General features: G+C 64.6%; 9 protein-coding genes. 3 read left to right on the top strand and 6 right to left on the bottom strand.

Annotated elements, in window-relative coordinates; translation table 11 throughout:
* Positions 1-41: 41 nt before the first annotated feature.
* The 4 genes from LAQ58_RS08820 to LAQ58_RS08835 form a co-directional block, all read right to left on the bottom strand.
* Positions 42-1661, bottom strand: coding sequence for a PH domain-containing protein (locus LAQ58_RS08820; protein WP_224447080.1), 1620 nt, complete (start codon positions 1659-1661; stop codon positions 42-44).
* Positions 1658-2119: a PH domain-containing protein gene (locus LAQ58_RS08825; protein ID WP_224447081.1), complete on the bottom strand. Its 462-nt coding sequence runs from the start codon at positions 2117-2119 to the stop codon at positions 1658-1660. The genes LAQ58_RS08820 and LAQ58_RS08825 overlap by 4 nt, the downstream gene beginning before the upstream one ends.
* Positions 2120-2317: 198 nt before the next feature.
* Positions 2318-3103, bottom strand: coding sequence for a DUF7260 family protein (locus LAQ58_RS08830; protein WP_224447082.1), 786 nt, complete (start codon positions 3101-3103; stop codon positions 2318-2320).
* Entirely contained in the window at positions 3100-3237 is a 138-nt protein-coding gene (locus LAQ58_RS08835) for a hypothetical protein (RefSeq protein WP_224447083.1), read from the bottom strand. Before LAQ58_RS08835 ends, LAQ58_RS08830 begins: the two co-directional genes overlap by 4 nt.
* A gap of 237 nt (positions 3238-3474) precedes the next feature.
* On the opposite strand from LAQ58_RS08835, the gene LAQ58_RS08840 reads away from it, so the two are divergent.
* Positions 3475-4362 (top strand): DUF4349 domain-containing protein, encoded by an 888-nt coding sequence (locus LAQ58_RS08840; protein WP_224447084.1) that lies wholly within the window; start codon positions 3475-3477, stop codon positions 4360-4362.
* Positions 4363-4600: 238 nt separating this feature from the next.
* Here the strand turns inward: LAQ58_RS08840 and LAQ58_RS08845 are convergent, their stop codons facing one another.
* Positions 4601-5401 carry an inositol monophosphatase family protein gene (locus tag LAQ58_RS08845; RefSeq protein WP_224447085.1) on the bottom strand — a complete coding sequence of 267 codons (801 nt, stop codon included), beginning with the start codon at positions 5399-5401 and terminating at the stop codon, positions 4601-4603.
* A gap of 215 nt (positions 5402-5616) precedes the next feature.
* On the opposite strand from LAQ58_RS08845, the gene LAQ58_RS08850 reads away from it, so the two are divergent.
* Positions 5617-7686 (top strand): S9 family peptidase, encoded by a 2070-nt coding sequence (locus LAQ58_RS08850; protein WP_224447086.1) that lies wholly within the window; start codon positions 5617-5619, stop codon positions 7684-7686.
* A gap of 18 nt (positions 7687-7704) precedes the next feature.
* Here the strand turns inward: LAQ58_RS08850 and LAQ58_RS08855 are convergent, their stop codons facing one another.
* Positions 7705-8472 carry an IclR family transcriptional regulator gene (locus LAQ58_RS08855; RefSeq protein WP_224447087.1) on the bottom strand — a complete coding sequence of 256 codons (768 nt, stop codon included), beginning with the start codon at positions 8470-8472 and terminating at the stop codon, positions 7705-7707.
* Positions 8473-8897: 425 nt separating this feature from the next.
* On the opposite strand from LAQ58_RS08855, the gene LAQ58_RS08860 reads away from it, so the two are divergent.
* Positions 8898-10193, top strand: coding sequence for a transporter permease (locus LAQ58_RS08860; protein ID WP_224447088.1), 1296 nt, complete (start codon positions 8898-8900; stop codon positions 10191-10193).
* Positions 10194-10209: the final 16 nt, after the last annotated feature.

Below are 10209 nucleotides of genomic sequence, written 5' to 3' on the forward strand. Positions count from 1 at the left end.
GAGGACACGACGGCCGCCTGAAGGGGCGACCCGAAATTCTGTTAGATCGTACTCGGACCGTCGTCGTCGTTCGGTGACCCCGCGTCGTCGGCGTGCTCTGAGTCCGAGTGCACCGAGTCGGCGGCGTGCGCTGGGTTGTCGTCCGCCGTTCCGGTGCCCTCGCTCTTCCTCGCGCCGCCGTCGCCGTCCTCTACTCCCTCGCGTCGACGCGCCACGAGCGACTCGCGGAGTCGAGTTTCGAGCGTCGAGCGAAGCCGTCCGGCCACCTCCCGGTCGACGTCGACGGCGGCGGCGTCGCGAGCGGCAAGCGACCGCGACCCTGCGGTGTCGACGGTGACGGTGGCGACGCGCCAGCGACGCTGGAAGAGCGTTCGGCTGTCGATGATGGTCTGGATGCGGTGGTAGGGGACGACCCGCGTCTGGCGGTTCCAGAAGCCGTTTCGGGTGACGACGTGGCGGTCGTCCAGCCAGTAGCCGCGGTGTTTCCACTTGTAGTGCGCGGCCACCGGAATCACGGGCAGGGCGACGGCGGCCACATACCACGGGTAGCTCCCGCCGAGCGCGTAGTTCACGCCGTAGAACGCGGCGAGAACGACGCCCAGGGCGATGAGATACCGGCCGACGTAGCGCCGGCGGATGCGCTTCGGCGGCCGTCGAAAGTCGAACTCGCCGAATCCGTCGATGTCACGGGCCAACGACAGCACCCGGTCGACGCTCGCCAGCGGAATTGCGGCCTCCGACCCGTAGCTGCCGCCCTGTCCCGGCGCGTACCCGGCCGTCTCGATGGCGAGCGTCGCGTAGCCGAACCGCCGCTTGAGCGGATTCTCTTCGATAGTGAGCGTCTGGACCTTGTCGAACGGAATCGACCCGTCGTAGCGCTGGACGAGACCGCGCTCGTACCGGAGTTCACCAGTCGTTTGCGAGAGGCGGAAGTCGTAGTAGTTGAGCACCGCGACGACGATGCCGACAACCCACGAAAACAGCAGGATGCCGACGGCGAGCAGTACACCGCCGACGGCGAGGACGGTCAGTTCCGAGAGCGACGGTATCACAGAGGAGAGAATCGGCACCGAACTGGAGGCGACGAATGCGACAATGCCCGGTACCCGGAGGTCGAACGAGAGCAGACCGACGAGCGCCAGTTCGCGGTCCGAGAGCGCAAAGAGCAGTTCGGTTTCGTCCTTCGCCGACTCGTCGTCGTCCTCGGAGTCGCCGCGCTTCCGGCGGCCGATGTCGCGCTGAAGCCGCTTTGCCTCCTCGAAACTGACGTAGCGAATCGCCGCCTCCGTCTCGCTGCCGCCGGCGGTCTCGAAGTCGACCGCCGCGATGTCGAGGAAGCGCTGGACGACGTTTCGGCTGATATCGACGTTCTGAATCCGCGCGAGCGGAATCTCGCGGGTCCGTCGGGAGAACACTCCCGAGCGGATGTCGAACGTGTCGTTGGTGAGCTCGTACTCGTAGTGCCGGTAGTAGGCCACTTCGTAGCCGACGAGAGCGAAACCGACAGCGAACAGCACACCGACGGCGAGGAGGAGGCCTGCGGCGCCGAGCGCCTGTTGGAGACCGGTCACGCCCGTGAAAAACAGGATGACGAGCGAGAACAGGAGGCTCCCCGCTTTCTGGGCGACCCGATACGGAACCGACAGCGGAGAGAGTTTCATACCGCGTCGTCACCCTCGGCGCGGATGGCCAGTCGCTTGATGCGCTCTTGGAGTTCGTCTGAGCCGGACGCCGAGAGGCCGGGGATGGTGACGTCCGCGCCCCGAGAGCCGGCGGTGTACACCACGGTGGTCGCCAGCCCCGCGATGCGCTCGACGGGCGACCGCGAGGAGTCGACGTGCTGGATGCGGACGAACGGAACCACCGTGCGGACGCGGGTGAACACCCCGCGCTCCAGGTACAGCGAGTCGTTACGGACTTCGTAGCGCCAGTAGCGGTACCGGAGGATCGCGACGCCGACGCCGAACGCGAGGACGACGAGGAAGACGGCGACCGGCAGCCACATCGTCCGATCGAAGACGAAGACGTTGAGGACGGTGGCGAACGCCCCGACGACGGCGGCGGTGATCAGCGCACGGAGCGACCAGAGCAGTTGTACGCGGGGGTGCAGTCGCATCATCGGCGCGTCACCGCCTCCGTCGGCAAAACGGTCCGCTCGCTCTGCCGCGCCGAGCGACGCCGTCGGTTCCGCCGGCCCGTCGTTGGTTCGCAACCCCTGTCGTCGTTCGCAACCCGCTCATCGGCGTCCGTTTCGACGGAGCAGGTATAAATCCCGGTACCCGAGGACGGTCGAACCGTCGCGTTCAGGCGGTCAGACTCAGGCCGTCGCGGTCAACTGCCGTTCGACGCGACGACGGGCGCGTCGAATCGCGTCGACCAGCGTCGCGAACGCGGAGAGCACCGGGTACGTGTACGACCGCTCCCGGTAGAGAAACGTCGGCAAGTCGGTGTCGGTGATGCCGAGTCGCTGTCGGTGACTCCGGATTCTGGCCTGTCGGTCGGCGTGGAGGTCGTTCGCCCGGCGTTCGAGCGTCGAAACGCGCGCTCTGAGTTCCAGAAGGTCGTCGAACGACCGCTCGGGGAGCGGCCGGTCGTCCAGCGCTCGGAGCGCCTCCGCGACGGCGTCGATGCGTTCGAGCGCGCTTGTCAGCGAGTCCGTCTCCTCGTCGAGCAGCGCGAGAAACGACTCGCGGTCGGACGCAGACTCTTCGGTGACTTCGACGACGACGCGTCGGAGTTCCGGCGTCAACCCCTCCGCGGAGACGAGCGCGCCGCCGACGCTCGGTCCGAACTCCTCGACGATGCTCCGGCCGACGGTGTCGCCGTACTCGCTTTCGTAGTGCGGGACGGCCATCACGGTCTGTCGGTACGCGCTCAGGACGCGCTTGGTCGCGTTCGGGCCGCCGTCGCCGGCGCTCGTTCCCCTGACCGCCGCCGGAACGGTGCGCCCGGCGGTGGCCGGCTGAATCCCCTGTAGTCGCTCCGCGAAGGCGCAGAACGCCTCGCGCTCGTCGACGGTCCGACGGCGCTCATTACGAACTACGTCCCGGGCGTCTCTGACCGGCCGTCCGACCGCATCGAAGGTCGGTCGCTCCGTCGTCATCGCCCGATGTCCCGCGCGTACGTCCCGAGCGGGGTCTGCCGGCGGAGACGAATCCGCTCCGTCTCCGTCGATAGCTCGATGCGGACCCCTGCACCGAAAGGAGAACCGCCGTCACTCGTGCGCTCTCGTTTCATTAGTCCGTCGAACGACCGCCGACGGAATAAAAATATCGGCCAATGGTTGCATTGAAATAATTACTTCTACATAGACCGATATAGTCTAGCGAACAAACACGTTCGACAGCCGCGTCGGCCGCGGACTCGACCGTGGACTTCGAGCGGAGGTCGCCGGGATTCCAGAACGCTTGGAAAGGTCAAACGCGCGTTTGTGCCTTGAGAAGGTTCTTTTAATCCGGTTTATATATCTCTGGCATGCGTGTCAGTTCACGAACGATTGCGACGCTAGTTCTCGCGTTCCTGTTGGTGACCGCGGGATGTGCAGGCAGTAATACCGGCGGAGACGCCGGCGGCCACAACGTGGAGATGTCTTCCAGCGGCGGCGGCGACGGCGCGTCGGCGACCGACGCGGCCGCCGAGGGCGAGACGGCGAACGTCGATAGTACCGCGCAGATCTCACAGCAGCGCGAGCTAATCCGCATCGGCGAGTTACGGATGCGAGTCGACGACTTCGAGCGCGCCCGCGACAACCTCACCGCCGCCGTCGAAGCGCGCGGCGGCTACGTCAGCGACACGAGTGTCTCGAACCGCGGCGAAGGTAACGAGACGTGGTCTCAGGGCCGCATCGTCCTGCGCGTCCCGCAGGAGAACTACACGTCGATGCTCGACGCCGCCAAGAGCGAGGGAGCGGTGCAGTTCGAGGAGACGAAGACGGAGGACGTGACCGACCAGATCGTCGATTTGGAGGCTCGACTCGAGAACCTCCGCGCCGAACGTGACCGCCTCCGCGAACTCTACGACCGGGCGAACGAGACGGAGGACGTGCTGGCCGTCCAGCGCGAACTGTCGGACGTCCAGTCCGAAATCGAGCGACTCGAAGGCCAGTTGCAGTCGCTCGAACAGCGCGTTGCCTACTCCACGCTCACGATCCACCTCGAAGAACCGCGGCCGGAAGGCCTGTACGACCGCGCCGAGTGGTACGACACCGGCGTACTGGCGGCGTTCCTCGAATCGGTCAGCGGCGTCGGCGTCACGCTCCGCGCGATAGTCGTCGGGGTTGCCTACGCCGCGCCGTACCTACTCGTCTTCGGCACGCCGCTAGTCGGCGCGGCGGTCCTCCTCTTTCGCCGCTTCCGCGGGTGAAGCACCCCACTATCTGTACCGGCGAAAGAGAAACGGGACGAACGGCGAATAAGAAGAAGACGAAGCCGTCGAAGTACCACCAGAGAAGCGCGCTGACGAGGAGGCTTCCGAACAGTCCGACGGCCGCAGTCATCGTTCGGGAACCGACCATAGCGCGTCCGCGTACGCCTTCGACGGACAAAAGCTGACGGCCGGTAGTTCGCGTTCTCGACCGGTCGAAGCGGCCGACTGCGTCGCACTAGTCGAGTTTCGGACGGACCGACGCCGGGAGCGTCTCGACGAGCGCTTCCAACGTCGCGCGGTCACCCGCGGCGACGTACGTGCTCTCGGACTCGACGGATTCGACGCCCGCCTCCGCCGCCAACAACGATCCCGCGTACTGCTCGTACACGTCCGGATAGAAGGCGACGAGTCCCTCGATTCGCCCGGTCGCGAGTAGCCCCCAGTCGACGCACGGCGACCACGTCTCGAGAACGCGCTTGCAGACGCCGTCGAGCGCGGCGACCATCTCTCTGCCCTGTCGCCGGCGGTCGGCATCGCGGACAGCCGGTAGTCCGAGGACGAACGAGACGGTGCCGTGTTCGAGCGACAGGCGGTCCGCGCTCTCGCTGGGTCGAATCCGCTCGCCGTTCACCGTCGCGCCGTGTCCTCGGCGCGCGAGATACAGCGTGTCGGGGAGCGGTTCGTAGATGGCCGAAACGACGGGTGAGTTGTCTTCGACCACGGCGACGGCGGAAGCGAACATCGGCAGTCCTGCGGCGAAGTTGTTCGTGCCGTCCAGCGGGTCGACGACCCACTCGTAGCGACTCGACCCGGAGCGGCCCGCTTCCTCGGCATCGATTGCGTGGTCCGGAAACGACTCGCGAATCACGGAGACGACCCGTTCTTCAGCGGCGCGGTCGGCGGCCGCCTTCACGTCGTCGGTTCCGTACTCGCCGTCGACGGTCCCGTCTCGGAACTCGTCGCGCAGGAACTCCCCGCCGGCGCGAACTGCCCGCTCTGCTACCGCGGCCAACTCCTCTACGTCGGCGGTCTCCATAGTCGGCGATTCGAGGCCAGCGGTATGAGCGATTCGACTGCCGGCTCCTCCGTCGACGCGTCCGGGGAGACGCTACGACAATCCATCCGAATAAATAGATGAGCAGGCACTCGGATATCTATCCAAAAAGACATCTAGAAATATTACCAGATATACGGATTCCGGGAAGTGCCGATTGCCCAACGTATTTCGAGGGGGCGAGAGAGGTACGACCGATGAGCGACCCGATACCACTCGAATCCTTCTACGACTTCACCGAGATCTCGCAGACGTTCGCGGTGTCACCCGACGGTGAGCACGTCGCGTTCGTCACCGCCGAATCCGACCAGCACGAGGAGAAACGGCTCACCTCGCTGTTCGTCGCTCCGACCGATGGGAGTCGAGAGCCGCACCGACTGACGCGCGTCCCGGGCGGGAGTCAGCCGAAGTGGAGTCCCGACGGCGACAGACTCGCGTTCGTCGCCGCGCGCGAGAAAGACACCGAGCGCCGCGTCGGGTGGCAGAAGACAGACGACGAGGACGAAAACGAAGAGAGCGGAGCGGACGAAGCAGACGACGATGACAACGGCGACGACGAGCCGAAGTCGCAGGTCTGGCTGTTCGACCTCTCGTTCGGCGGCGACGCCCGACAGGTCACCGAATTCGACGAGGGCGTCCGCGAGTTCGACTGGTCGCCCGACGGCGACCGTCTCGTCGTCTCCGCGCGCGACCCGACCGAGGAGGAGCGCGAGTACCTCGACAGCCGGCGCGACGGTGGTCCCATCGAGACCGAGCGACTCCAGCACAAAGCCGACGGTGTGGGGTACCTCGACTCGGTCACCACGTACCTGTTCGTCGTCGATATCGAATCGGGCGAGTCCGAACGACTTGACGACGCCTACGGCGGCGGCGCGTTCGAACCGCTCTCGGGGATGAACCCGGCGTGGGGTTCGAGCGACCGAATCGCGTTCACCTCCTGCCGCCTCGAAAACCCCGACGACACGATGGTTCGAGACGTCTACAGCATCGCTCCCGACGGGAGCGACCTCGAACAGTGGACCGACTCGGACCTCGCCGTCAACTCACCGACGTGGTCGCCCGACGGCGAGTCGCTCGCGTTCGTCGCCAGCGACCCCGAGAACTGGTACGTCCCCACCCAGCTGTTCGTCCACGACGGCGAGGCGTACGAGTCGCTCACCGCCGAACTCGACCGAACGTTGGGTCGCGGGGTGAGCCCGCAGTGGGCCGACGACGAGACGCTGTACGTCCTCGTCGGCGACGAAGGGAAAACGCGGCCGATTCGCGCCGGCATCGACGGAAGCGTCGAGCGAGTGTTCGCGGCGCAGGGCGACGACCGCGCGGTGAAAGGGTTCGACCTCGGCGGCGACACAGCGGGAGTCGTCCTCTCGCATCCGAGCGAGGGGCAGGATCTGTTCGCTCTGGAGATCCCAGACCTCGGTGCGGAAAACGAATCGGCGTCGTTCGTCCGACTCTCGCACGTCAACGGCGAGTTCACCGAGGAGTACGAGATGCCGCAGGTGCGACGCGTGACATACGAATCGGATGGATGGGATGTGGAGGGGATCGTCTACGCACCGCCCGAGTTCGACTTCGAGAATCCGGAGGCGCACCCGCTCGTCGTCGCCATTCACGGCGGTCCCGTCTCCTACGACGAACCGGAGTTCAGCTTCACGCACGCGGCGTTCACCTCGCGCGGGTACGTTGTCTTCCGGCCGAACTACCGCGGCGGATCGTCGTACGGCCGGCAGTTCGCCGAGACGCTCCGCGGGCGCTGGGGAACCGTCGAAGTCGAGGACATCGCCGCCGGCATCGAGGAGATGGTCGACCGCGGCTACGCCGACCCCGACCGCGTCTTCGGCCACGGCTTCTCCTACGGCGGCATCGCGCAGGGCTTCCTCGTCACGCAGACCGACCTCCTGACCGCCGCCGCGCCCGAGCACGGCCTCTACGACCTTCGTTCCGCTTATGGTACCGACGACAGCCATATCTGGACCGAGACGGAGTACGGCGTCCCCTGGGAGGCGAGCGAGGTGCTGGACGCCTCGTCGAGCATTCTCGACGTCGGCGACCTTTCGACGCCGCTTCTGGTGATGGCTGGCGAGGAGGACTGGCGCTGCCCGCCGTCGCAGTCCGAGCAGTTGTACGTCAGCGCGAAGAAGCAGGGTGTCGACGCGAAGTTCGTCCTCTATCCTGACGAACACCACAACGTCGGCGACCCGGACCGCGCGATTCACCGACTGGAACAGATTCTGGAGTGGTACGAACGGCACGACCCGGCGAAGTAAGACAGCGTCCGGAGTCGGTCACTGGTACGTTACGCTCACTTCGACCATCTTCGAGGCGCGTTGGAGCAGGTCGGGAATGTCCTCGCGGAACCAGCGGCCGTTGACTCGACGGGTGGGTCCGGCGACCGTCAGCGCACCGAGCAGGTCGTTCGTCTCGCGGTTGAGAATTGGCGTCGCGACGCCGCGCATTCCGTCGAGTCGCTCCTCGTCGTCGAAGGCGACGCCGGTTCGCCGTATCTCGGCGAGTTCGTCGAACAGCGTCTCGCGGTCGGTAATCGTGTTCTGGGTCTTTTCCGGCAGTCCGCGCTCGTCTAAGATTTCCTCGACACGTCCTTCCGGGAGATGCGCGAGTATCGCTTTCCCCGCCCCCGTGCAGTGAAGGTAGAGACGGATACCGAGACTCGCGTCCGTCCGGACTGCTTGGTCGGTGCGGTTGTAGTATAGGTAGACCGCTCGGCTCTGCTCTTCGACGGCGACGGCGGCGGACTCGCCGGTCTCCTCGGCCAGTTCGTTCACTACCGATTTCGTGACCGGGTAGACGAGCTGCTGGTCCAGTGCGCTCGCCGCGAGACGAAGCGAACGAAGACCGACGTGATACGCAGATCCGTTTCGTGCGACGTACCCTCGGTTCTCCAGCGTCGAGAGATGTCTGTGGACAGTGCTCTTCGAACGACCGAGTTCCGTCGCTAACTCGGAGACGCCGGCGCTGTCGGCCGCTTCGAGCGCTTCGAGGATCTCCAGCGTCGTTTCGACCGCTTTGACCGGTTCGGTGGGACCGTTCGCCATCTGTTCTCCAATTCACGCAAAAGACCATGATAAAGCTTGTTCTCTATCGCGGAAAAATCGTTCCGTAATTCGGAATAGTACGTCTCAGACCGCACCTCTAGAACGGCAGTTGACAGCTATCGTCGAATTGTTCCGCAATACGGAACAAGGCCGTTATTATCAATTTAGAATAATAAGAAAAACCCCCGATTATTCAGAAGTAGAAATTTGATGTTATAACTGGCGTGTGCATTCATTATAGTTCTCGTATTAGGAGTCTAGAGGTGCGAAATCGGCGGTATCTGAAGACAAGAAGAGAGTTTCGTCGACTAGTCGCGACTTCCGAAATCATCTAATTGACAATAGCCAGATATAGTAATTGACGGAATATTAAAGATAATTATTTAACTTCGATTGTCGCTCGTTGAGTTGGTGTATCACAAATCATGACAGTACTCGCAGCGGTCGGAATTCTAGCAGTGTTCGCGGTGTTCGGTCTGCTGATGATGACCGAAACCGTTCCAACGTTCATCGCCCTCGCGGCGATGGCTCTCGGTATCGCAATCGTTGGCGGACTCGGGCCGACGGAGATCGTCAACTCGGTAGTCGTCGACGGATCGACGCGACTCGCGGCGGCGTTCACCGCCGTCTTCTTCGGCGCGGCGCTCGGCTCTATCGTCGAACAGACCGGCATCGCCGAGGACCTCGTCAAGTCGGCTGCCGAACTCGGCGGCGACAACCCGTTCGTCGTCGCTGTCCTGCTCTACCTCGCCGTCGCAGTTATCTCGACGAGCATCTCCGGACTCGGCGCGTTCATCATGATCGCCACCATTGTGTTCCCGATCATGGTGAGCATCGGCTTCCCCCGGAAGATTGCGGCCGGAATCACGCTGCTCGCGTACGCCAACGGGGTGATGTTCAACCCCGCGAACTGGGTGTTCTACGCCGACGTCACCGGAATCGACCTCCAGAGCGTGATGGTGTGGGCGCTACCGACAGGCGTCGCGGCGCTGCTCGCGGGAGTGGCCTACATCACGTTTCAGACCCGGACATCCGAGTTTCAGGCGACGTGGGCCGCACGCGCCGAACCGGTCGGCGGGTCGGACGATCGAAACTCGGGCGTCCCGGTGTACGCGCTGCTGTCTCCCATCATTCCGGTCGTGCTCGTCGTCGCCGGATTAGAGGTTCTCCCGGCGTTCGTCGTCGGTATATTCTTCGCGGCCGTCGCGAGCAAACCCGGACTGCGCGGGATTCGACACCCAAGACGAACTCTCAATGAGGTGACCCGTGCCTTCCACGAGGGCATCTCGAACGCCGCCCCGGCCATCGCGCTGATGGTCGCCATTGGGTGGCTTCTCAACGCGGTGTTCGCCGAGTCCGTCGCGCAGACGATGGAGCCACTCCTCTCGGCCATCATCCCGGAGAACATGGTCCTGTACGCCGCGATGTTCATCGTCCTCGCTCCGCTGGCGCTCTACCGCGGCCCGCTCAACCTTTGGGGCCTCGGCAGCGGTATCATCGGCGTCCTCGCCGCCATCGGCATCAACCCCGCGCTCATCACAACGACGGCGGTCAGCGCGCTTCGCGTGCAAGCCCCGGCGGACCCGACGAACACCCACAACGCGTGGACGGCCGACGAGATGGACGTCAACGTGAACTCGTTGACGAAGAGCGTCCTCCCGTTCGCGTGGCTCACCGCCGCCGCCGGCATCGTCTTCTCGGTCGTCCTCTTCGGCCTCTAATCGCACCCAGTAGACA

Source organism: Haloprofundus salilacus (assembly GCF_020150815.1).
GTDB lineage: Archaea > Halobacteriota > Halobacteria > Halobacteriales > Haloferacaceae > Haloprofundus > Haloprofundus salilacus.

Excerpts from the sequence above, each read along its gene's own strand:
- LAQ58_RS08825 (WP_224447081.1), bottom strand. The coding sequence starts at position 2,119 with ATGATGCGACTGCACCCCCGCGTACAACTGCTCTGGTCGCTCCGTGCG.
- LAQ58_RS08855 (WP_224447087.1), bottom strand. The coding sequence starts at position 8,472 with ATGGCGAACGGTCCCACCGAACCGGTCAAAGCGGTCGAAACGACGCTG.
- LAQ58_RS08830 (WP_224447082.1), bottom strand. The coding sequence starts at position 3,103 with ATGACGACGGAGCGACCGACCTTCGATGCGGTCGGACGGCCGGTCAGA.
- LAQ58_RS08835 (WP_224447083.1), bottom strand. The coding sequence starts at position 3,237 with ATGAAACGAGAGCGCACGAGTGACGGCGGTTCTCCTTTCGGTGCAGGG.
- LAQ58_RS08840 (WP_224447084.1), top strand. The coding sequence starts at position 3,475 with ATGCGTGTCAGTTCACGAACGATTGCGACGCTAGTTCTCGCGTTCCTG.
- LAQ58_RS08860 (WP_224447088.1), top strand. The coding sequence starts at position 8,898 with ATGACAGTACTCGCAGCGGTCGGAATTCTAGCAGTGTTCGCGGTGTTC.
- LAQ58_RS08820 (WP_224447080.1), bottom strand. The coding sequence starts at position 1,661 with ATGAAACTCTCTCCGCTGTCGGTTCCGTATCGGGTCGCCCAGAAAGCG.
- LAQ58_RS08845 (WP_224447085.1), bottom strand. The coding sequence starts at position 5,401 with ATGGAGACCGCCGACGTAGAGGAGTTGGCCGCGGTAGCAGAGCGGGCA.
- LAQ58_RS08850 (WP_224447086.1), top strand. The coding sequence starts at position 5,617 with ATGAGCGACCCGATACCACTCGAATCCTTCTACGACTTCACCGAGATC.